This window comes from Rothia sp. HMSC069C10 (assembly GCF_001812205.1).
GTDB lineage: Bacteria > Actinomycetota > Actinomycetes > Actinomycetales > Micrococcaceae > Rothia > Rothia mucilaginosa.
Window position 1 is genome coordinate 1 of sequence record NZ_KV808303.1, and the last position, 22276, is coordinate 22276.

At 59.5% G+C, this 22276-nt stretch carries 18 protein-coding genes; 5 read left to right on the forward strand and 13 right to left on the reverse strand.

The genetic code is table 11. The features are described from left to right. Positions 1-192: 192 nt before the first annotated feature. The 8 genes from hpt to ppa all read right to left on the reverse strand — a co-directional run bounded on the left by hpt (position 193) and on the right by ppa (position 8209). A complete protein-coding gene (hpt, locus tag HMPREF2842_RS06430) occupies positions 193-744 on the reverse strand; it encodes a hypoxanthine phosphoribosyltransferase (RefSeq protein ID WP_005504342.1) in 552 nt (183 codons plus the stop codon). A 184-nt stretch (positions 745-928) separates the two neighbouring features. Then, complete coding sequence (gene tilS, locus HMPREF2842_RS06435; protein ID WP_070643537.1) at positions 929-2062, reverse strand: tRNA lysidine(34) synthetase TilS; 1134 nt, start codon at positions 2060-2062, stop codon at positions 929-931. 109 nt (positions 2063-2171) lie between these two features. Further along, entirely contained in the window at positions 2172-3413 is a 1242-nt protein-coding gene (locus HMPREF2842_RS06440; RefSeq protein WP_070643540.1) for a type II toxin-antitoxin system HipA family toxin, read from the reverse strand. A gap of 45 nt (positions 3414-3458) precedes the next feature. Continuing rightward, on the reverse strand, positions 3459-3683 hold the full coding sequence (locus HMPREF2842_RS06445; RefSeq protein WP_005504337.1) for a helix-turn-helix domain-containing protein: 225 nt from the start codon (positions 3681-3683) through the stop codon (positions 3459-3461). A 258-nt stretch (positions 3684-3941) separates the two neighbouring features. Then, entirely contained in the window at positions 3942-4769 is an 828-nt protein-coding gene (locus tag HMPREF2842_RS06450) for an S-layer homology domain-containing protein (protein WP_070643545.1), read from the reverse strand. 94 nt (positions 4770-4863) lie between these two features. Next, positions 4864-6267: a glycosyl hydrolase family 28-related protein gene (locus HMPREF2842_RS06455; protein ID WP_070643549.1), complete on the reverse strand. Its 1404-nt coding sequence runs from the start codon at positions 6265-6267 to the stop codon at positions 4864-4866. Between the two features lie 205 nt (positions 6268-6472). After that, positions 6473-7294: a hypothetical protein gene (locus HMPREF2842_RS09210; RefSeq protein ID WP_141752187.1), complete on the reverse strand. Its 822-nt coding sequence runs from the start codon at positions 7292-7294 to the stop codon at positions 6473-6475. A 429-nt stretch (positions 7295-7723) separates the two neighbouring features. Then, the gene (gene ppa, locus HMPREF2842_RS06460) at positions 7724-8209 is read right to left on the reverse strand and encodes an inorganic diphosphatase (RefSeq protein ID WP_005504328.1); all 486 of its coding nucleotides are present in this window, start codon (positions 8207-8209) and stop codon (positions 7724-7726) included. A gap of 330 nt (positions 8210-8539) precedes the next feature. Between ppa and dacB the strand changes: the two genes are divergently transcribed. From dacB to HMPREF2842_RS06485, 5 genes are all read left to right on the forward strand, one after another. After that, complete coding sequence (gene dacB / locus HMPREF2842_RS06465) at positions 8540-10099, forward strand: D-alanyl-D-alanine carboxypeptidase/D-alanyl-D-alanine endopeptidase (protein WP_070643552.1); 1560 nt, start codon at positions 8540-8542, stop codon at positions 10097-10099. Positions 10100-10304: 205 nt separating this feature from the next. Beyond that, positions 10305-13445, forward strand: coding sequence for a DEAD/DEAH box helicase (locus HMPREF2842_RS06470; protein WP_070643555.1), 3141 nt, complete (start codon positions 10305-10307; stop codon positions 13443-13445). A gap of 445 nt (positions 13446-13890) precedes the next feature. Further along, the gene (locus HMPREF2842_RS06475; RefSeq protein WP_070599338.1) at positions 13891-15132 is read left to right on the forward strand and encodes an MFS transporter; all 1242 of its coding nucleotides are present in this window, start codon (positions 13891-13893) and stop codon (positions 15130-15132) included. Positions 15133-15373: 241 nt separating this feature from the next. After that, entirely contained in the window at positions 15374-15994 is a 621-nt protein-coding gene (locus tag HMPREF2842_RS06480) for a hypothetical protein (protein ID WP_005507641.1), read from the forward strand. A 218-nt stretch (positions 15995-16212) separates the two neighbouring features. Next, positions 16213-16944 carry a metal-dependent transcriptional regulator gene (locus tag HMPREF2842_RS06485; protein WP_005504316.1) on the forward strand — a complete coding sequence of 244 codons (732 nt, stop codon included), beginning with the start codon at positions 16213-16215 and terminating at the stop codon, positions 16942-16944. A 94-nt stretch (positions 16945-17038) separates the two neighbouring features. Here the strand turns inward: HMPREF2842_RS06485 and HMPREF2842_RS06490 are convergent, their stop codons facing one another. From HMPREF2842_RS06490 to HMPREF2842_RS06510, 5 genes are all read right to left on the reverse strand, one after another. Then, entirely contained in the window at positions 17039-17923 is an 885-nt protein-coding gene (locus HMPREF2842_RS06490; protein WP_049346253.1) for a metal ABC transporter permease, read from the reverse strand. Beyond that, entirely contained in the window at positions 17924-18748 is an 825-nt protein-coding gene (locus HMPREF2842_RS06495; RefSeq protein WP_049346251.1) for a metal ABC transporter ATP-binding protein, read from the reverse strand. It lies immediately after the preceding gene. Between the two features lie 222 nt (positions 18749-18970). Continuing rightward, positions 18971-19933, reverse strand: coding sequence for a metal ABC transporter substrate-binding protein (locus HMPREF2842_RS06500; protein ID WP_070643560.1), 963 nt, complete (start codon positions 19931-19933; stop codon positions 18971-18973). A gap of 302 nt (positions 19934-20235) precedes the next feature. Then, on the reverse strand, positions 20236-21036 hold the full coding sequence (locus HMPREF2842_RS06505) for an exodeoxyribonuclease III (RefSeq protein WP_070643563.1): 801 nt from the start codon (positions 21034-21036) through the stop codon (positions 20236-20238). A gap of 253 nt (positions 21037-21289) precedes the next feature. Beyond that, a complete protein-coding gene (locus HMPREF2842_RS06510) occupies positions 21290-22114 on the reverse strand; it encodes an S-layer homology domain-containing protein (RefSeq protein WP_070643566.1) in 825 nt (274 codons plus the stop codon). Between the last annotated feature and the right edge of the window lie 162 nt (positions 22115-22276).

Genomic DNA, 22276 nt, shown 5'->3' on the forward strand with positions numbered 1-22276 from the left:
CGGTCACCCACACTCAACTCGGAAGAGCCGCTAAAGGGTTGTAGCACTCGGTGGGGGTGAAAGTGCATCTTCTTCGGCGGGTACATCCGCCCCCGAGTACATCCACCGTCGGGTACAGCAACGCCCCGCTCCCCCACAAGCGTGAGGAGGCGGGGCGTCACCACCTAACAGCATGGTTGCTGAGGTGAAGGCTTAGGAGTAAACGTGCGGGTGCAGGGTTGCGACGCAGTCCAGGTTGCGGTACTTCTCAGCGAAGTCCAGGCCGTAACCAACAACGAATTCGGGCTCGATGTCCCAGCCGACGTACTTGACCTCAACGTCAGCCTTGACGACCTTGGGCTTGCGCAGCAGGGTGCAAATCTCAACGGAAGCTGCACCGCGAGAAATCAGGTTCTGCTGCAGCCATGCCAGGGTCAGGCCGGAGTCAATGATGTCTTCAACGATCAGGACGTTGCGGCCCACCAGGTCGGTGTCCAGGTCCTTGAGGATACGCACAACGCCGGAGGACTTGGTGCCGGAACCGTAAGAAGAAACAGCCATCCAGTCCATGGTGTAGTGGCCCTTAAGAGCGCGGGAAAGGTCAGCCATGATCATGATGGCGCCCTTGAGAACACCCACCAACAGCACGTCCTTACCGGCGTAATCTTCGTCGATGCGTGCCGCCAGTTCGGCGACCTTCGCGTTAATCTCTTCCTTGCTGAAGAGAACGTTCTTAATATCGTCCTGCACGTCGATAGCCTGCACGATGTATTCCTTCGTATCTTTAGACGCTCTGCGCCTCCGCCGGGGGCCCCAGGTAAAGGGGTTTCATGCCTTCCCACGGCGGACTATGTGGATGGTGTTCGCCTTAAGTATGGCTTAAAACGGCGCCGCGGCGCACCTCACCACGCAGATAGTGTGTGCTGAGGATGCTTCCGCGGGCACCTAGTTAGGGTCGAGTTGGCACTAATACGAGCACGTCCAGGCGTTCACCGGTTGCCGGGTGCACAATTTTGCGGCGACGGTACGCGCTCACGTGACCGGGCATCTGAACGGACCCAGCTACCGCGTATTCGGCGGTGAAAGAGTCCAGCGCCTGCAGTCGTTCGAAGCCGGGGTTCTCTCCTCCGGCGGCTTTGCAGGCGGTGGCAAGCACACGCAAACGAAGCGCCGGATGCAGCGCAGCCACCTGTGCACGGTCCAGCAGCACGGCGTCTTCAGGTTCGATGCCGCGCACGGCGGTTCCGGCGGGTAGGAGCGCCTGCTTGTAGGCTGCCTGCGCTTGTTCGTCGAGGTATTCGGCGTCGGGGCCAGCTACGGAGGCGGTGCGCGCCAGGGAGCGGGCGACGTCCCCGCCGAGGTGCTCCTCAAGGTAGGGCAGCACGCTGTGGCGGATGCGGGCACGCATGAGGGTTTCGTCGGTGTTGGTCGGGTCGATCCAGGGGGTGAGGGTTTCGGCGTCGCAGATATTGAGCATGTCGGTGCGGCGCAGACCGAGGAAAGGGCGCAGGTAGGTGACGCCCTCTTCGACGCGCACCGGCGGCATACCGGCAAGGGAGCGTGTGCCGGAGCCGCGACTTAGGCCGAGCAGCACGGTTTCTGCCTGGTCGTCGAGGGTGTGGCCGAGCAGCACGGCGCGGGCGCCGGTGGCTTCAACAGCTTTCGTGAAGGCGGTGTAGCGGGCGGTGCGCGCCGCCATTTCGGGGCCCATGTTCCCGACGGGAACCTGCACTTTTTCGGTGATGACGGGGTGAAGCCCCAGGTCGGTGAGGGTCTGCGCGGTCTGCGCGGCGACCGCGGCGGAGTCTTCTTGTAGGTCGTGGTCGACGATGATGGCACCTACGCGTACGTCGCCGCGGCGGGCGAAGTGCGCGGCAATGGCTGCCAGTGCGAGGGAGTCGGGGCCGCCACTGCAGGCGACCAGGAGCAGCGGCAGGTCTGCGGTGTCCGCGATGGAGGCGGTGCGGGAGCGTCCGGTGGCTTTGATGCTTCCGGCACCGAGGAGCTTTTCGAGGGCGGCGGCGAGGTGGCGGCGGGCAGTGCCGACGGCGGGGTGCAGGCGTCCTGCGCGTCCATTCTGCATGGTGGTTCCTTTGTAGAAAGTTCCTCTGTAGAAATTGCGAAGTGTCTATGTCAACAGATACTTCACGAGGAGAATTTAGAAATAACGAAGGCTCAAGAAGTCAGGAGCCTTAGGAACGCGGATGAAGGTACTCTTCAAACTCGTCCTGGCGGCGTTCCAACTCTTTCTGCATGGCCTTAAACGGTGAGGCATTCGAGTTGAAAATATACCCCGGGGCGGCTCGGTCTGTGGGCCAGCGAACTGCTCGAGCCGCTTTGAGAGCACGCGTTAGAGCGTCTTTCTGCACCTTAGTCGGAAGACCGATAGTCTCTGCGAGAGCAAGCCAATCGTCAACAGTAATCTTCCAATCTTCGGGCGGCGAACCGTCACCGGGATTCGAATTATCTTTTCCGTTGACGCTAAGCGCCATGGATAGAGATTTAATGTGCACGAGCGAACAGGGGATGTCGTAGATAGGAGCTACTTCCCATCCACGGCGTCCCTTGAGGAGCGAGATATTTTTTGCGTGTAGGTCACCGTTGCCAGTCAGCCAAGCGTAGAGAAAGTGCATGTAAAGATTCCTGCGGGCAATAGCCGGGGAAGCAGCGATTTTCACCATTGCTTGAATGACACTTTCTGTTGTCACAGCAGGGTTATCTTCCGTGTATTTCTCACCCGAAGGAACACCCAAAATCTGTGCACCATCCTCCATGGCGATGCGCCCCCCGGAGGGTGTTCGGTCGAAACGGGAGACCATCAAACCTGATACGCCGTCTCGATCATAGACAAGCTCATGCTGAGCTACAGGAATCCCCATGAGTGCGGCCGCCGTGAGGTGGGCAGCTTCGTTTTCTACGAGCCCGGGCATGCGTTGCGGGCTGATTTTCAGAAGCGCATCGTATCCAGCGCCCGTCCAATGCACGGGCAGGGTTTTCATGACGGCACTCAGCTTTTCTTGAACGCCAGGCAGTCCTCGGCGGTCAACCGTGCCCATAAGTTCTGCAAAGGAAACAACCTCAGGGTTGTTCACCAATGCGGCAGGAGCGGTGTACAGTTCCCGCCCGTGCTCAATAATTTGCACATCGCCTGGAACGTCAGAACCAATCACCAGCAATAAGCCCAGGGTGTTATTTTTGCTGATTTTTTTCTCGGAACTGACAACGTCGAGCCTATAGCCTTCGGGCAAAAGATTCTGGAAGAAAGGGGGAATTGATTCTGCGGTATATTCCGCCTCTAAAGGCAGGCTCGTGGCAATTGCCGGGCCTTTATAATCTGCCCGGTAGGTGAAATGAATCATCCCGTTGGCGTCTCGCCTCAAATATGCGGCGAGAACACCATCTTTATAGACATCTGCCATAAGTTCATCTGTCATGGCTTTTCTCCAGGTTCTGTTTTCTATCGCAGTGTGCGGGAGGGGTTAGGTGAGAGGGTTAGTAATGGCCAGCTCAATGCCGAGCTCTTGGGCGACCTTGAGGACCGCACCAATTGACGGGCCGGGTAGCCCACGCTCAATATCGCGGATTGTTTTATCACTGAGTCCAACCATCCACGCCAACTCCATTTGGGTGATTTTTTCGTACTTGCGGACGGCACGAACCTGCGCACCAAATTCTTGCGCGAACCCTGTTGCGTCGAATGCCATAGGGGTTCCCTCCTCACCGCTACAGAACCTCAGGTTATACGAACTATTCTTCGCAATATGCCCATATTAGCACCCCAAGAAGCTCTCTGAGGCTATTTTCCGAAGAATAGTTCGGTTACGCACCCTTCCACGGAACCTCCGAACACAATCAAGGAGCACAACAAAAGGGGGCGTGCCCACCGCCTCCAGCACGCACGAAAACTCGCACGAACCAGACGCAGGGAACACGCCCCCAGCAAGCCCTCCGCTCACCTGCCGCTAGGACAGCGACTGCAGACGAGCCACAATGGGCGCCAACTCCTCGTGGTAATCAAGAACCATGAGAGGGGTGAAAATAGTGGAGTACGAAACGTAATAGAAATCCGGTGTTTCGTTGAAATCCCACGGCCTGTATCCGTTAGTGGAGAAGCTAGTGTCATACGCCCTGCTATCTTCCCCCTTCGCCAGCGCATGCTGGTACACCCAGCTCATTGCTCGATGCAACTCGCTCCCCTCCTTAATGGGAGCAGCACCCTTCTCCACACGCACAGCATTCGCCTTATCCAGGGGCTCCAGGGTCACCTTGGGGCTACCCGCAGCACGATAAAGGAAGGTAAAGTAGGCGCCGCGGCTCGCCGGAGTGTCATAGTGGAAGGAACCATCAGACCAACCGGTGGTCAAACCCACGCGGGTCGCCCAAATAGCAACCTTATAGCGCGCATCGTCCGGGGTCAGGTCGGTGTACGGGGACTTCTCCGGCAGGTTCTTCACCTCGGGTGAACCTGCCAGATGGTACAGGTGCTCCAGCAAGCGGCCACGCGAGATAGTCATGACCCCGTTCGGCAACTTATCTTCATCGGTTGTAGCCAGCCCGACAACCTGCTTCTTCGTAATCAGGCCGGTACACTCTGCCCAGTGCAAACTGGTTATAACGTTCTTGCCGTAAAAGAAGTGCATGTCAAAACAATTAACATCAAATTCCAGCTCTTCAATAGGCTGTGCAGATTTCGGCTGAATGTATGCCGCCTGGGCTACACCCTGACCCATGAAGCCCATAGTCAGTGTCAACAGTGCCGCCGCGCCACGGGTCGAAAGGTTTTTCTTCATTTTCTATCCTCGGTGAAAGGTGTGAGAGTAGAAGAAGAGTGAATCCCTTTGAAGATACTCAGGATTCACTCTCCGCGCAATTATTTCAGAATGATTAAACTCTTATGTCATCTTTTTTCTTCTCACCAATATCATGACTTGTTGAGGTCTTATTGACCACAAAATTAATATCAATATAGAACTTGCCCCAGGGGGCACTGGGATCGTACTTAAAGAAAAGGTGCCGGCCGTCATTCGAATCCAATTTATTACCGTCACGAGCATTACGCGATGAACCAGCCACAATACTAATATCATCCAGCTTATTCTCCAGATAAAATCCATAACGTGACGCCTTCATATCGGATTTAGGATTAGCAGAACGCGGCGCAACAAGACGAGCTCCGGAAGCATTTCTGCTGATGTACCAATTAGCCGCCTGATCCGCCTGAGCTGCACCCATTAAAGTGATTTTATTTTCATAGCTTGATGACTCACCCAAACAGTTCATAAATTGATTATCTTTAAATCCAACAATCCATCCGTGCCCGCCATTCTCCTGAGCGGTACATCCGATGAACATATTCCGTTCGCCAAAAACCGCCCAACCAGCGCCAGACTTCCTAAGATATTGGTTACTTTGATGATAGAGGTCAGACTCAGGCTTATTTCGAACAGCAAACCAGGCGGTACATGCCACAAATTTACATTGAGCCCCATATACCTCAATCGCCCCATGATATCCGCCACCAAGATTGGCATCAGAGACCTCGACCATCACAAACTTATTATCCGCAGCTCCAGAATTCCAGCTCTCTTTTTTACGCTGAGCATGACCCACCGGCTTTCCCACCAAGAGCCCTTGTCTGCGAGTTTTACGAATGCGTACCTTATCAACCTTCATAGCACGGTCATGTTCACCCAGGATGGCAATTCCGACTGCCGTATCCCAGATTTCAACATTTGAAATAATGGGGGCAGCTTCAGGTTCATTAAAAATATCAAATCTTGTATGGACAATGATGCCCGCAATATTATCCGGTATATAATTATCAGCAACATGCTTACCCTTCTCAATCTGATGTTCAAAAAATCCTTTACGAATATTAGGATTCAAAAGATTAAGATTGGCACCACGAATGAACATATCTCGCACACCAAATCGCATTGGTGTATTTGCGCCCATATCACCCATATATGTATTGTACGACCCCATATGAAATACCCCTTGGCACTCCATATCGTCACCATCAATATCTCTTACATTCTTCGGGTTTTTATTAAACCCAATAATTTGTGTGGAGAATCCATGCCCATACACTTCGACTCTATCCCTGAGCTCAATAAAATCATTACTCACAAGATAGATTCCCGAGGGAATCTCGACAGAACCCCCACCGGGGACAGCAGCCACCGATTTAATGGCATTTTGAATTGCCGTCGCGGAGTCACTTGTTCCGGTTGGGTCCGCCCCAAAATCCAAAACATTAACATGCTTTGATTTTTTATAATCAACCATATCGCTTTCCTTTCTTAATCTGCATAGTACGAATACATTCAAATAATTTGAACACTAACACACTAATTCTTCTCTGAATGGATATACATCAAAATACTTTGATGTATTCTTCTGATATATCTGTGACAGCCTCCTATCAATCGCCTCTTTTTACCGAGCAAGGCTTCTCCCGAATCTACATCTCTATAATTGCTCCATACTGACTTTATGAAGCAGGCATTGTGACACAGGTCAGCACCCCTCCCGGCGTTCTAACACTAATCCGATAGGAAGCCGACACAGTAGACCCGCCATATTCACTACGGCCCGGGAAATACATGCCAAAGTACCCTCGTTGCAGTAACTCTTCCGGCTGAGAAATATCCTCGCTGACTTCAAACCCCCATTCCCAGCGGTGAACTCGAACAAACGCATCACCATCTGCACCTAAAGATGCGTTTTCCTTCTTCTCCCCTTGGGAAACACCACAAAAATACTCGGCACTCTCCAATGAGGCACCACGCGAACGAATCACTCTCAGGCCCGATTCCCTACGCACCACCAGCGATGGTGCTGCTGGGTACCCTTCAGGAGAATGACTTGTCAGCCCCATGGAACCCGGCTGCCAGCGATTCATCTGCACTATGTATTCTTGCGATCCACTCAGCTGTTCAAGCTCAACCACAATCTGCTGACCCGAGGGAATTTTGGACAGCCACTGCCCCGTATCATGGTGAATATGAGGACGAATTACCTCATACAAGGCTGACTCTTCTTGATTCCCCATCAGTTCTATCGAGGGAAGCGCATGCACCCCAGCATAGGGGCCCGAAAAGGGAAGGAGCTGAAACCACAGAATGGCATTATCTGCACCATTAGTCGGCAACCACGCTTCACGAAGCGGGGCAACAGTGCACCCATCTATTTGCTGGGGAGAACCAACAGGGTCCTGAACACCCCATGCATTGCTCTGAGGTGATACGAAGAAACTTACCAGGGCAAACGACGAGAGCCGGCACACTTGTCGGCGTGAAAGTTCAGACATCATAGTCCTTGAATTGAGTTGAGTGATGAAAATAGTGTGTGGCGTTTACGCTTCGTCGACGCTACTTACGCCCCACTCTTTCAACCCTACTCTGGAAATCTACGTTTTCAAGTATTCATAAGCCAATATTTCATTCTCATGAAAAATACATATCAATGTAAATCTAAAATTTATTATCCATTCACTTTAAACTTGAATATTTATGCAACTAGAACTTTAGAAATATCTTTAAAAATCTGAACTTTCAGAAATATTACAAACCCCACCGTGCAAAGTACTTGTTGAAATCCCCCTCAACAAAGCCCTGGACAACAGCTCCGAGCACAAAAAGGGGGCGTGCTCACCGCCTCCAGCACGCACGAAAACTCGCACGAACCAGACGCAGGGAACACGCCCCCTACAAAAACCGGGTGCACCTAACGGTGCGGCAGCTTAGTGACCCTCAGCTGCGAAACGGTCGATAGCCTCCTGGACCATCTTCTCAGCAGCAGCCAGGTCTTCCCAGCCCTCGCCCTTAACCCACTTGCCGGGCTCCAGGTCCTTGTAACGCTCGAAGAAGTGCTGAATCTCAGCCTTCAGCTGCTCCGGAACATCAGCCAGGGACTTGATGTGGTCGTAACGCTTGTCGGTGGGAACGCACAGAACCTTAGCGTCGCCGCCAGCCTCATCGGTCATGTTGAACACTGCGACCGGGCGGGACTCAACCAGCACGCCGGGAACAACGTCAACGTCCAGGATCAGCATTGCGTCCAGCGGGTCGCCGTCCTCACCCAGGGTGTTCTCGAAGTAGCCGTAAGCGGTGGGGTACTGCATGGAGGTGAACAGCACACGGTCCAGGCGCAGGCGGCCGGTCTCGTGGTCCACTTCGTACTTCACGCGGGAGCCGCGGGGAATTTCAATAGTGACGTCGAGTTCCATCGGAACCTTCTTTCTCGTGAGTTAGAGTCACTTTCGCGGCGACTTCGGCGCGCAAGGTGCGAAAGTTAGGTGTTGAACTCACCCATTGTAACCCGTTCACGCACACCGAAACCGCGTATTCGGCGCCAAAACCAGCGTAATTTACCACGGTCACACCACAGTTAACATTCCACCTAGTCCCGCGCCCGCCAACGCACCCCGCCGCCGCACCCCGCCACCATGCCAGGCAGGTCAGATAGGGTTCGTGAGGGCAGCAGGAGCGCGGCATGAACATCCCAGCACCGGCGCGTAAATTCGATAGGCACCCCATCCGCCCGCTATGCTCAAAAGATGCCTTCCAACAAGCCCAACACACAGACCACCACCCTCACCCGCCGCGCCGCCCTCACCCTCGGCGGCATGCTCCTCCTCACCGCCTGCGGATCCGCCGCAACCGAACAGAAACACCCCGAAGGTTCCGCAAGCCCCACCGGCAGTGCAACCGGCAGCCCCACCGGCACCGCCGAGGTGACCGCCTCCGCAACCCCGAGCGCCACCCCAACCCTCGCCCCCGCACTGCCCGAGGGCGAACAGGAGCAGCTGCGCAACGCCCTCACCGCGCTCTTCGCGGACGGCACCTACCCGCAGTACAGCCTGCTCGTCACCGGCATGGACGGCAACCTGCCCAGCATCAAGGCGACCATCGCACCCGCCGACCTGTACGCCGCCAACGCCGACACCGCGCGCGTGCCCGCCTCCACTTTTAAGGTGCTGACCTTGTTCGCGCTCAACCACTACGCGGACCTGCAGGCGCGCCTGCGCACCCGCGTTACCCGCGACGCCGCCGGACTGTACCTCATGGCGGGCGGCGACACCCTGCTCGGTGCGGGCGCCTCCAACCCGAAGCAGATTGTGGGACACGCAGGCTTGGGCACCCTCGCTGAGCTGACCGTGAAGGCGCTCCTTCAGGGTGAGAAGCCGACCGCGGCACTGCCCGTCTACTTTGACGGCACCTTCTTCAGTGGCCCCGGCGTGAACCCCGGCTGGGATGACGCCGACGTGGCATCCGGCCAGATCACGCCCATTCACCCGATTGCGCTCGAATCGCACACGGTGCCGGGCAAGTCCACCGCAAGCAACCGGGTACGCCCGGATGATGCGGCGGTTGCCGCCCAGCAGGCGTTCGTGGATGCGCTCAACACCGCCGGCAAGGAATCCGGCATGAGCTTCACCCTCGCGGAGCGCCGCACCGCCCCCGCGGAAGCAGCCGAAATCGCCGCGGTCGAATCGGCAACCCTGCTGGAGCAGGCGCAGCACATGATGCTCGAATCCGACAATGCTCTCGCCGAGGTGCTCGGTCGTTGCGCCGCTATTGCCGCAGGTAAGGAAGGTAGCGGCGAAGCGGCACAGCAGACCGTGCGCCAGGCACTCGTGGATGCCGGCGTGAACATTGAAAACCTGGTGCAGGCAGACGTGTGCGGCATGTCGTTGACCGACCGCGTGACCGCCCGAACCCTCGTGCAGGTTGTGGCTCTGCTGAATGCTGATGAGCATGCGGAGCAGCTGATGAGCACGTTCCCGGTCGCGGGCGTGAGCGGCACTCTGTCCGGTCGTTTTGGTGCGGCGAACGCCGTGCACGCACGCACTTTTGTGCAGGCGAAGACCGGCACCCTGTACACGGTGTCTTCGCTGTGCGGTGTGGCGACCCGACCCGACGGCACCCGCCTGATTTTCGCGATTATTTTGAACGATCTGGGCGGTGCGGATGCGCTGCCCGCCGCGAAGGAACGCGTGGACGCGGCGGCGGCGGCGATTGCGAACCGTTCGACCGCGCCGAGTGCTTCGGTACCCGCTTCAGAGGCGCCCGCGGCGGCAGTTTCTACCGCGGCTGTAGCGGGTGCAGTCTCCTAGCGTGCGTGCCCAAATAGCCCCGAAAACCCCTAAATCATCCTGTGTAGGTTGATTTTCTGTAGTGTTTCACGTGAAACCTGAAAATCAACCTCTCGGGGTGGGGGGCACGGGGTGCCGACAGACTCCTCAACCGGGGCTCGCGCCCGCTCACCCGGCAGGGTTTCACGCCCGCCTTGTTTCTCTCTCCTCCAGCAGAAAAGTCACCATGGACCTTACCTTCACCCTCGCTGATCTGACCGCTACCTCCGCCTGCGAGTTGCGGCTCTACACCGAGCTTTGGGAGCGTGCGCAGAAGCAGTCTGCCCACCCGACCCCCGAGAAGTCCGAGCGCGCCCGCGAAGCGTACCGCGAGTGCCTGCGGGTGCTAACCGAGGGCGGAATGGTCGGCAATGAAGTAGTCGACAGTGGAGTAGTTAGCAGTGAGCATGCGGGCGGCACAGCGCGCCCGGTGCCTCTGGTTGCGACCTCCGCGGCGGGACTGACCTACACGGTGGAGCTCGACCGTCTGGAGTACTCGCCTGAGAACAGCACCGCCGAAAGCAATACCGCCCAGATTGCCTGCACCTCGCACCTGGGTGAGGCGGCGCATCGGGCACTGTTGCGCGGTGCCCTGGCGGCGCACCTGCTGAACGCCGGTGCTGACAAGAATGCAGTCCGTATCGACCTCCACCTGGAGCACGGCACGGAGGAGTACAGCACTGAGGAGTACGGCGCAGAGTCCGAATCGGAGCCCACTGAGCACCACTCCCCCGTTCCTCAACCTCACCGGGTTGATTCGGCGCGTATTCTGCCGCTGATTCGTCTGCAGGAGCAACGCCTCCTACTGCTCACCGAGGCGCTGAACGAGGGTGTAGAACCGGCGGAACTTGCCGAGCGCATCCCCTATTTTCTGACCTGCGACGAGTGCCCGGCGTGCCTGAACGCGGCGGCATCTCTTGCCCTCGCTACCGAAGCCCCGGAGCTCGTCACCGAAGACACTGCCGAAGATACCACCGAGAATCCGGAAACTGAGGAGCACCCGGTCATGTACCGGGTGCCCGCCGCGGTCGAGAACGACAGTGAACAGTACCGCCTGCAGTGCCTGCTGGATGCCCAGCTCGCCTCCCTGGAGGAGCACGCGGCGGAGCACGGCTGGGGTGCCGGTGAGCTTGAGGCGGCGATGCTGCTGTCCATGACGAATTATCACCGCCGCGAGCGTGCCCCGTTCTGGCGTGAGCACATTCGCCGTCTGGAGGACGGCCCGACGGCGTGGGTGGCGAGCCGCGATTACGCGTACCTTGATCGGGTGCAGGTGCTCTCGGTGGAGCATGCGCATGCTCTTCTGAACACCCCCGCAGACCTGGAGGCGCTTGCCGCCGCCATGAAGGAGCCCGCCGAGGTCGAAGATGCCCCCGGCTGGTATCGTGTGCGCGGCGCGCAGGTGCGTCTGTTGCGTGCGCGAATTGAGGCTGACCCGAGCCTGGTGATTGCGCCCTCTGACCGTGCGGTTTTTTGTGCGTATGAGGCGGGTTTGAGCCCGCAGATTGCGCTGGACCGCATGGAGTCGCAGCTGAATTATTTCCGTGCGTCGAATCCGGGTGAGCGTGTGCCCGCCGAGTTGGCGGCGACGGGTTTCTTTGGCATGCGCGTACTGGCGGTGGCACAGGGTGGTTTCCGTGCCGGTTCCGTGGATTCCGCAGATTCTGCAGATCCCGAAGAGGCTGCCGCAGAGTCCGGCAAGTCGACCGGCGAATCGGCTGGCGAGTTCTTGGAGGTGCTTCTGCAGGAGCGCATCCGCGTGAAGGATGAACCGCACCGTGCCCTGCCTTCGGGTATTGGTCCTGGCGATCCGGTGTCTACGGCGACGATTGAGGCGGCTCTGCAGGCCGATGTGCACGGGCTGCTTTTCGGTGGCGCGCTCATGCCCAACGACCCCGTGCTTAATGGCCCCGTGCCCGGCGAGGGTTCCGAAGCTTTCAGCGAGTCCTCCGAGACTCCTGACCCGCCCCGCGCCCTGCCGAGCGTGCTCGATGCGGCGGCTTCGCTGACGGGGGTGAAGAGCGCCTCCGCGGATTTGTTGTTCCGCCGCGCTCCGCGCCTGAAGAAGGGCGCCTCGAATGCCAAAAATGCAGAAAATCTACCTCGTGAGGTTGATTTTTCCGGCTCTGACCTGCCCACGGTGGATGCCGTGCACGCGGCGGTTCGCGCTCTCGACCATTCCTATGTGGCGGTTCAGGGCCCTCCGGGTGCAGGTAAGACCTTCCTCGCCTCGCACGTGATTGCGCGTCTAGTGGCGGAGGGCGCGAAGGTGGGCGTGGTGGCTCAGTCGCATGCGGTGATTGAGAATCTCATGTTGGCGTGCTGTGCCCGTGATGGTTTTGATGTTTCGCGTGCGGTGCGTCTGCGCGGTAAGTCGGTGACTCCGGACGCCCCGTGGTCTGAGGTATCTGATTCCGAGCTGGTGGAGCTGATTTCTGGTGCGGGCGGCCTGCTGTTTGGCGGTACGGTGTGGGATTACGTGAGTGAGCGTCGCGTGCCTGCCGGGTCGCTGGATGTTCTGGTGGTTGATGAGGCGGGCCAGTTCTCTCTGACGAATACGGTGGCGGCGGCTCGTGCGGCGCGTTCGGTGCTGCTGTTGGGCGATCCGCAGCAGTTGCCGCAGGTGTCGACGGGTGTGCACCCGTACCCGGTGGATGTTTCGGCGCTGGGCTGGTTGTCTGATGGGGCGGCGGCGCTGGATCCTCGTTTTGGCTATTTCTTGGGCGAATCGTGGCGCATGGATTCGGCGTTGTGCGAGCGGGTTTCGTGGCTGTCGTATGATGGCGCGTTGGCGAGCGCGGCGGCGACGGCTGGTCGCGCCCTGCAGGGTGTTGCGCCGGGTGTGGTGTCATATCCGGTGGAGCACGCGGGTTGTTCGGTGCGTTCTGTGCAGGAGGCGCAGGCGGTGGTGGATTGCGTGCGCGAGTTGTTGGGTCGTGAGTGGGTTCCGGCGGCTGGTGCTGAGCCGCGCCCTCTGGCGGCGGAGGATTGCATTGTGGTGGCGGCGTATAACGCGCAGGTTGATTGTGTGCGTGAGGCGCTGATTGCTGCTGGTTTGGCGAATTCTTTGGGTGCTGGCGTGCGTGTGGGCACGGTGGATAAGTTCCAGGGTCAGGAGGCTGCGGTGGTGTTGGTGTCGTTGGCGTCGTCGCGGGTTGATTCTGGGCGCGGTGCCGGGTTTGTGTTGTCGCCGAATCGTTTGAATGTGGCGGTGTCGCGTGGCCAGTGGCGGGCGGTGCTGGTGCATTCGCCGTGGGTAGCGCGTTCGGTGCCGCAGGATGTTGAGGAGGTGCTGGCTCTGTCGGGTTTCGCGGGCCTGGTGGAGTAGCGCCCCTAGTGCGGCCCTTATTCTGTGCTCTTCTACACTCCCCCGCCCGCTGTGTTGCGGGGTTTTGGCGTGCCCTGATTCGGACTTAGCCCAAATTGGGTTTAGTCGGGTTCAGTCAGGGATCAGTCGGGCGAGAGCACTAAGACTGAATTATAGTCACCCTAACCCTAATGTCAATAGTCAAAATGAGGAAAGTTTTTCGACGTGCCCTCATGCATATGATTCATATCTCTCATAGAATCTAAAGTATCGCGCGACACACTATTTGTGCGGGGGGGTGGCTCCCGATGAGCCGCCCCGTGCATCCTCAACCACCCCATCGTTACCGACGAGCACAAGCAGAAACAGGCGGGCGCAGTAGCCCGTCGAGGTATTCACTCTTACGGATTATGCACAGCGGATTGCACATCGCGCGACACCATAAACCCCATCGTGGAGGTCCCCCATGAGTGTCAACACCGAGCTACTCAAGAATAGAGATTTTCGAAATACTCTCTTCGCCATTGGAGCCAACCAGCTCTCAGACTCGATGAGCTATATCACCACGCCCATCATTATCCTGGCGCTGACCGGCTCCCCCGAAGCTGCGAGTATCACCCTCTTCGTCGCGGGTGTTCTCGCCACCTGCGCCGGAGCAGTATCTGGAACATGGGTCGACAGAATCGGCCCCTCAAAGTGCCTGGCGCTATCCTGTATCGGCCAGGCGCTGTCCTGGGTCGCGATTCTTCTCTACCTCGTTTTCAATGTCACCAATATTTACGTTTTGGTGATTACGATTTCTCTCGCCGCTATCATTTCCACCTTTGACTACCCGAGTGAACAGTCCATCATCACCCGCGTAGTCCCCAAGGAACACCTGGGCTACGCCTCCGGTATGGGTGAGACGCGCGAGTCCACCGCTAACCTGCTGGGCGGCCCGGTCGCCGGTATCATTATCGGCTTCTCGACCGTGCTCATGACCGCAGTTCACGCGGTCGTCAACCTGCTGGCATTCATCGTCGCGCCCAAGAGCTACGGCGCTAGTCGGCAGCCCGCAGAAGAGGAGGAAGGCGAGAAAACCAGCTTCTGGCAGGACTCAAAAGCCGGTTTCGAGTACATCCTGAAGAACAAGGTGCTGGTGTCAATTGCGTTCGTTTCAACGCTTGCGAACTTTGGAACGGTCGGTATTCCGCTCACCTTCATCTACTACTACACCCTGGAGGGCGCACACCCGCTCTTCATCGGTATCTTTGCGAGCGCCTTCGGCGTGGGCGTGCTGCTCGGTTCGTTCCTGGTCGGTCCGCTGACCGAGAAGTTTGCGCTCGGCCCGCTCGGTATCACCTCCCTGGCCATCATGTCGGCGTGCTACCTGTTGCTGCCGGTGGTTCATTCGATGCTGTGGGCGGTGTGCCTGCTGATTGTGCTGGCGGGTATTGTGCTCCCTTCCTTCAATTCGAGCATCATTGCGTACATTAACGCATCCACCCCGGAGCACATGATCGGTCGCGTGCACTCGGTGCAGGGCATCCCGAATATGGCGCTGACCCCGCTGGCTGTTCTGCTGGCAGGCTTCCTCATTGTTGATTGGGGTATTACGTACACGGCGCTGTTCTACGCGGTGTTCATTTTCCTGTCGCTGGTGGTGATGGTATTCCAGAAGCCGCTGCGTCAGCTGCCGCATATCTCGCAGGTAACGAACGCACAGTAGTTCCGCGGTAGCCCCGTCTATCAACTCCACTCAACGCCCCCGAAAGCGAATAATTCAACGTGCACTTGCATGAAAATTATTTTCCTTTCGGGGGTGTTCTACGTCCTTTCGAGGATTTCTGCACACAGTGCATGCTCACGATAATTCCCCTTATCAATGCGCATTTTTAGGGGTTTAAATGTTGCCGGTATTACGGCGAACCTTACGCCGCTTGTTGAAGGTTTTACGGCATAATAGGAAGGTGTTCGTTCTAACCTTTATTCAACGTTCCGCACAGCACTCACTCACTGCACTGTCGGACGAACTCGCAAAGCTCAACCCGCGTGTTGCCTTCGCCCAGACATACCCTGACGAAATTCAGGGCGCCTTCGACCGCGCCAGCGACGCACTCCACGCGGCGCTCATTGCCGCGCGCGATAACGGCTTCTGGGTCGGCATCGGAATCGGCGAGCTCAACATCCCCCGATTCGCAGGCGCACTCGGCGCCGTCAGCACCACCGACTGCACCGGCGACGCCCTCGAATTCTCACGCCTCGCCGTCGAAGAAGCACAGGGAGGCGCACCCGTACGCTGCATCAGCGTCAGCGCCGACAACCGCCATCTCGCCGACCTCGCCGCAGGCTCCGCACGCCTGCTCTACCGCGTATGCGCCGACCGCACCGACGCCGAATGGCGCGTAGTAAACCTGCTCGTACCCGGCGTACGCGGCCAGCAGAAGGCCGCCGCAACCGCACTCGGCATCACCACCCAGGCGGTCAGCCGCACCCTCGTCCGCTCCCTCTGGCATGAGGAGCAGGCGGCACGCGGTGCGCTCATCGAGCTGCTGACCCGTATTGACCGTTCGCGCCGCCGCGCCACCTAACCGCCGCCGCGCCCCCCTCATTCTTTCGCGCCTGTCAGCCTTCGTACCTGGTACCTGCCAGCCTTTAGTGCCTGCCAGCGCGGAACCGAACACCTGATCCCGCCCGTGATGGTCGCCCCCTGCCAGGGGTGAACTATCCGGGCGGGACGCTTTTTAAACCCGCGCTGAATACCCTGCAGCTCGACGGGCAAAACCAGAGAAAAGGTAGACTTATCTTTATGCCTCTCTCAGAACTTTCCGTCAGCACCCAGAACTATCTCAAGGAAATCTGGAGCCTCGAAGAATGGACCAAAACCCCTGCCACCGCATCCGCCCTGGCAGAACGCATGGGTCTGCGCATTTCTTCGGTATCTGACGGCCTCAAGCGCCTCGCCGCCGCCGACCTGATTGAGCATCAGCCCTACGGCGCTATTGAGCTCACTGAAACCGGCCGCTCCTACGCGCTGGCGATGATTCGCCGCCACCGCCTCATTGAGACGTTCCTCGTGGAGACCCTCGGCTACACCTGGGACCGTGTGCACGACGAGGCGGAGGTTCTGGAGCACGCGGTATCCGACTTCATGGTGGACCGCATCGACACCCTGCTGGGGCACCCGACCCGCGACCCGCACGGCGACCCGATCCCGGACTCTTCGGGGCATATTAGTTTTCCGCAGACCGTGCCGCTGAGCCAGTGCGAACCCGGCGAAACAGTCGTGCTCGAACGCATCAACGATGACGACCCGCGCCTGCTGCGCTACCTGCAGGGCCACGGTTTTGTGCCCGGCGTGCGCCTGCACATTGAGGAGGGTGCGCCCTTCTCGGAGGCGGTGAACGTGAGCGTGGTCGGTGCCGGTTCCGGCAACCTGCACGAGACGGACGCGGCCGGTGCGGTGAAGCCCGGCGGTACCATTATTCCGTTGGGTGCGGAGGCGACCGCCTCCCTGTTCGTGTCCCGCACGGTGCGCTAGATACAGGGCGGTAGCGGCACCCTAGAATTTCAGAAAATAGCGCTAGGCGGAGGTCCCATGAAGGGCCTCCGCCTAGCGCTGTATTGAGTTAGTTTTAGGAAGCTGAGGGCTCAGTTTTCGTTGCGGCAGTGCTGAGTCGGCGGGCGCGCATCCTGCCCAGCAGACCGTAGCGCGGGGCGAATACGTACGCCAGGGCGAACAGTATGCCCTGCGTGACGACCACGGCACCACCGGGGGATACGTCCGCGTAGTAGCTGGCGTACAAGCCGGTCAGCGTGCCCACCAGGGAGACTCCCACGCTCACCGCGAGCATCGGCACGAACCGGTCCGTGATGAGGCGCGCGGTGGAGCCGGGGATGACGAGCATCGCCACGACCAGCACCACACCCACGATCTGCAGTGCCACCACGGAGGTTAGCGCCAGCATAATGAGCAGCAGCGCGCCGAGCAGACGCGGACGCAACCCCACCGCCTGCGCAAAGCCCGGGTCGAAGGCGTACAGCACGAAGTCGCGGCGCTTGACCAGCAGCACGGCGGCAACAATCACCGCGAGGATGGCGACCTGCCAGACGTCCGACCAGGACACGCCCAGCACGTTACCGAAGAGAATATGGTTCAGGTCGGTATTCGACGGCGTAACCGAAATCAGCACCAGACCGAACGCAAACATGGTCGTGAACACGATGCCGATCGCGGCGTCCTCGCGCACGCGGCCGCTGCGCCGCACCCCGCCGATAAGAGTTACCGCCACGAGGGCGGCAACCACCGCACCCACTGCGAAGGGCGCACCAAAAATATAGGCGAGCACCACACCGGGTAGCACCGCGTGCGAAATGGCATCCCCCATAAGTGACCAGCCGAGCAGCACGAGCCAGCAGGAGAGCAGAGCGCAGACGGCGGCGGCAAGCACGGTGACCACGAATGCGCGGAGCATGAAGGGCAGGGTCAGCGGCTCCACCAGAAAGTTGAGGATGTCCATTTAGTTCTTCCCTTCCACAGAGCTGATCGTAGTAGTGCCGGAGGTAGCAGCGCCGGTAGCGACCGACGCGCCGGCGTCCACTTCCATGCCGAAGGCACGCACCAGGTTCTCGGGGGCGAGCACCTTCTCGGGGGTGTCGTGCATCAGAATATCGCCGCGTAGCAGTAGCGCCTCGTCGGCGAACTGGCGCAGGCTCGCCAAGTCGTGCGTGGAAACCAGCACGGTCGCGCCCTCGTCACGCAGCTGTTCGATGACCTGAATGAGCATCGCTTCGCTACGCTTGTCCACGCCGGCGAAAGGCTCATCCAGCAGCAGCAGCTGGGCGCCCTGAGCGATAGCGCGTGCCACGAAGGCGCGCTTACGCTGACCGCCCGAAAGCGCCCCAATCTGACGGTCGGCAAGGTCGGTCAGTTCCACGCGGGCGAGCGCCTCATCCACGGCGGCACGGTCTGCGGCACGCAGGCGGCGGGTGATGCCGAGGTTGCGGTAGCGTCCCATGCTGACCACCTCGCGCACGGAGATGGGGAAGGTCCAGTCGATTTCTTCGCTCTGCGGCACGTAGCTGACGAGCCCGGCGCGGTGATGGTGCGCGTTCTTGCCGCGGCTGCCACGGTTACCGCCGACGGGCTGCCCGTCGAGGGTGATGCTGCCGGCGTGCATGGGTACGACCCCCATGATGGCTTTGAAAAGGGTGGATTTGCCGGAGCCGTTCATGCCGATCAGGCCGCAGATACGCCCGGTGTCCAGGGTGAAGGATGCGCCAGTGAGGGCGCGGACTGGCCCGTAGTTCACGTGCACATTTTCGCAGCTGAGAAGAGTGCTCATTCCTTGTGTTCTTTCTGGTGGTCACCGTATGCGTGGGGCGGGTGTACTTGCTTGCGTGTTGCTGAGTGGGTGCTGTGTGAGCGAGTGTTAACGGCGTGGGAGGAGCGGAGCCAAGAAGGCGACGCCCCTCCTATCCTATCGGGGGTTTGGGGTTTACCCAGGGTTTTCGATGCCGGGGTTGGCCCGGGTTTATGCCGGGTTTATTCGGGGTTTATGCCGGGTTTAGGAGTTGCCCTTGAGGCCCGCAACGATGGTACGTGCGTCGTAGCGGATCATGTCCAGGTAGGTGGGCACGGGGCCGTTCGCCTCGGAGAGCGAGTCCACGTAGAGCACGCCGCCGAATCGTGCGCCGGTGGCGTCTGCGACCTGGCGCATCGGGTTGTCAGAGACGGTGGATTCGCAGAACACGGCGGGAACCTGGTTCTCGCGCACGTAATCGATCGCGGAGGAAATCTGCGAGGGGGTCGCCTGCTGTTCGGAGTTGACCGCCCAAATGTACTTTTCCTTCAGGCCCGCGTCTGCCGCCAGATAGGAGAAGGCGCCTTCGCAGGTGACGAGTGCGCGCTGGTTTTCGGGCAGGGTGGAGATTTCCTTGACGAGCTCGTCACGCACGCCCTGCAGCTGCTTCTTGTAGGCTTCGCCGCGGGTCTTGTAGTCGGCGGCGTGGGCCGGGTCGAGGGCGCTAAATTCGCGAATCATCACGTCCACGTACTTTTGCACGTTGCTGGGGCTCATCCAGGCGTGGGGGTTGGGCTTGCCCGCGTAGGCGTCCTCGGTAATGGAGATGGGCGTGACCCCCTCGGAGACGGTCACGTGCTTAGCGTGGGATTCTTCAACGAACTTCGCGAACCAGGATTCGAGGTTCAGGCCGTTGTCGAGCACCAGGTCGGCGGCGTGTGCCTTCTTCAGGTCGGAGGGGGTGGGCTCGTACTCGTGGATCTCTGCGCCGGGCTTGGTGAGGGATTCGACGTTCAGGTCGTCGCCTGCCACGTTGCGGGCGATGTCTGCGAGCACGGTGAAGGTGGTGAGCACGGTCTTCTTGCCGCTGCTGCTCTTAGCGCCTTCGGTGGTGCTGGAGGTGCTACCGCAGCCGGTGAGCACGAGTAGCAGGGTGAGTGCGAGGGCGGCGCAGAGCGCCTGGACGAGGCGGCGTGCGTTGCTGCCTGCGGGGGTTAGAGCGTTCATGAGGCATCCTTCATTGGAAGTCACGGGTTTGAGTATGTGGTTGATGTGTGGATTTTGCCGCGCCGGGACGCTAGGGACACGGTTGTGTCTGCGCAGGCATCATAATGCGCTTTTGCCTGTCGTCCCGGGCGGAATTTAACAATAGTTCGGCTAGCCGAACTTTTCAACTAAGCCACACAGAAAACCCCGAAATATTGGCAGAAGCCCAGAGACAGAAGCACCAGCAGATACAGCAAGGAGGCGAGGGGCCCCTCCCCCGCCTCCTTACTGCACGCGGTTCTACGGCAAGCTATACGCTCGGATTAGTCGGCAATCTCAACCACGACCGGCGTGTGGTCGCTTGCGCCTTCACCGGCGCGCTCCACCTTATCGATCCAGGCACGTTCCACGCGTGCGGCGAGCGCGGGCGAGAACAGCTGAAAGTCAATGCGCATGCCCTCATCCTTGGTGAAGCGGCCCGCCTGGTAGTCCCAGTAGGTGTACTCGCCCGGAGTGTGCGGGCGTACTACGTCCACCATGCCCTCTTCGAGTAGGGCGGCGAAAGCGCGGCGTTCGGGTTCGGAAACGTGGGTCATTTCGTTGCGCAGGAAGTAGTCTATATCCCACACGTCGGCATCCTCGGGGGCGACGTTCCAGTCACCGACCAGGGCAAGCTGCGACTGCGGGTTAGCCGCCAGTTCGTTGTGCACGTTCTGACGCAGCGCCTCCATCCAGCGGAGCTTGTAGTCCATGTGCGGGTCGGTCAGGCCGCGGCCGTTGGGCACGTAGAGGCTCCAGACACGCACACCGCCGCAGGTCGCACCAATAGCGCGCGCCTCCAGCGCCTCGGGCTCGCCGGGCTTGCCGAAGTGCGGCTGGTTATCGAAGCCGCGCTGCACGTCTTCGAGGCCAACTCGGGAGGCGATTGCCACGCCATTCCACTGATTCAGGCCGAAGTGCGCAACCTCGTAGCCCATAAATTCGAAGAGGTCGAAGGGGAAGGTTTCATCTTTGGTTTTGGTTTCTTGCAGGGCGAGCACGTCGACCTCGTGTTCGTCGAGCCAGTCTTCGACGCGGTTTTCGCGGGCGCGGATTGAGTTGATGTTCCAGGTGGCAATCTTCATGCCTTCTAGCTTAGCGTGCAGCCCAGGCACCTTTCATTGCACGGCGGCGATTACGTGGCGGCGATTGTGCGGGGGCGATTGCGCGGCGGCATGGGCGTTCGCAACCTGCCAGAACAGCACAGCACCCGGAACAGCGTACCGCCCGCCTGCGCAACCTTCGGGTCGCACCGGCAGGCGGTGAATATATGCGCTAGTCAGCACTGAATCTAGTCAGCGCTAAAGCTAGTCGGCATTACTCCTAGTCAGCGGATTCCTAATCAACGACGGGAGTGCCCACAACCTTCAGACCCTTATCGCCGTACGCCTTGAGCATGTACAGGGCATCGGAGAAGTACAGGGGGCTGGCGGGGTTCACCACGTCTGCCGCGCCGTCACCGTCGCGGTCAGCTTCGGGGTAGGCACCGAGCGTGCGGGCTGCCCAGCGGTTTTCGGTCTTGAACTGTTCAGTCTTCTTGACTTCGGCACGTAGTGGACGGCGGATCTGTCGCAGGCGTGCGGCACCGTCGGGGCTACCTGCGGCACGATACAGGAACGCGGCGAGGGTGTGGCGGGTGGCGTAATCGTCCGGGTGGAAGAGCCCGTCATCCCAGCCGGAGGTGATGCCCGCATCCGCCGCCCAGATGTAGGCGGGGTAGTCCGGGTTAGTGGTTGCCACATCCTTGTAGGGGGAGGTCTTGGGCAGGTTCTTGACGGTCGGCGATCCCGCCATGCGGTAGAGCATGCGCACCAGCTGGCCGCGGGTGACGTTTGCGCCGCTGTGGCGGCGGGTGACGGTGTATTCTTCGCTGTCGAGGTAGCCGTGGCAGACCGCCCACACGCCGGGGGTGGCGCTCATGGTGCCGAGGAAGTTGGCGACGCATTCGACGTAGCTGGGGTCATCCTTGGGCTGCTCTGCCTTGATGACGAGCTGCAGGTTCACTGCGGGTTTTGCGGCGTGGGCTTCTGCAGCATTGGCGGCAGGCTGTGCGCTCACCGCGGAGGTGACGGGTACGGCACCGAGAACGAGTGCGAGAGTGAGGGCGAAAGTGCGGCGTGCGCGGGGAGCGGGTGTGAGTGCTCGGGAGATAACCGGAAGCATGGGCTGTCCTTATGTAATTGTGGTTGGGAACCGGCCGGAAGGAACCGATTTTTGGGTCGACCGCGGGGTCGCCAATGGAGCGAATAAGAAAAGGGGAAGGATAGTGGTCGTTGAGGAATAGTGAGAAGCGGCAATGAATAGGGGCTAACGTGCGGCGATACG

Bases quoted from the DNA above. Each gene is read 5' to 3' on its own strand.
- HMPREF2842_RS06445 (WP_005504337.1), bottom strand. From the start codon at position 3,683: ATGGCATTCGACGCAACAGGGTTCGCGCAAGAATTTGGTGCGCAGGTT.
- HMPREF2842_RS06495 (WP_049346251.1), bottom strand. From the start codon at position 18,748: ATGAGCACTCTTCTCAGCTGCGAAAATGTGCACGTGAACTACGGGCCA.
- HMPREF2842_RS06475 (WP_070599338.1), top strand. From the start codon at position 13,891: ATGAGTGTCAACACCGAGCTACTCAAGAATAGAGATTTTCGAAATACT.
- HMPREF2842_RS06500 (WP_070643560.1), bottom strand. From the start codon at position 19,933: ATGAACGCTCTAACCCCCGCAGGCAGCAACGCACGCCGCCTCGTCCAG.
- HMPREF2842_RS06455 (WP_070643549.1), bottom strand. From the start codon at position 6,267: ATGGTTGATTATAAAAAATCAAAGCATGTTAATGTTTTGGATTTTGGG.
- HMPREF2842_RS06485 (WP_005504316.1), top strand. From the start codon at position 16,213: ATGCCTCTCTCAGAACTTTCCGTCAGCACCCAGAACTATCTCAAGGAA.
- HMPREF2842_RS06440 (WP_070643540.1), bottom strand. From the start codon at position 3,413: ATGACAGATGAACTTATGGCAGATGTCTATAAAGATGGTGTTCTCGCC.
- HMPREF2842_RS06510 (WP_070643566.1), bottom strand. From the start codon at position 22,114: ATGCTTCCGGTTATCTCCCGAGCACTCACACCCGCTCCCCGCGCACGC.
- HMPREF2842_RS06470 (WP_070643555.1), top strand. From the start codon at position 10,305: ATGGACCTTACCTTCACCCTCGCTGATCTGACCGCTACCTCCGCCTGC.
- HMPREF2842_RS06450 (WP_070643545.1), bottom strand. From the start codon at position 4,769: ATGAAGAAAAACCTTTCGACCCGTGGCGCGGCGGCACTGTTGACACTG.
- HMPREF2842_RS06505 (WP_070643563.1), bottom strand. From the start codon at position 21,036: ATGAAGATTGCCACCTGGAACATCAACTCAATCCGCGCCCGCGAAAAC.
- tilS (WP_070643537.1), bottom strand. From the start codon at position 2,062: ATGCAGAATGGACGCGCAGGACGCCTGCACCCCGCCGTCGGCACTGCC.
- ppa (WP_005504328.1), bottom strand. From the start codon at position 8,209: ATGGAACTCGACGTCACTATTGAAATTCCCCGCGGCTCCCGCGTGAAG.
- dacB (WP_070643552.1), top strand. From the start codon at position 8,540: ATGCCTTCCAACAAGCCCAACACACAGACCACCACCCTCACCCGCCGC.
- HMPREF2842_RS06490 (WP_049346253.1), bottom strand. From the start codon at position 17,923: ATGGACATCCTCAACTTTCTGGTGGAGCCGCTGACCCTGCCCTTCATG.
- HMPREF2842_RS09210 (WP_141752187.1), bottom strand. From the start codon at position 7,294: ATGATGTCTGAACTTTCACGCCGACAAGTGTGCCGGCTCTCGTCGTTT.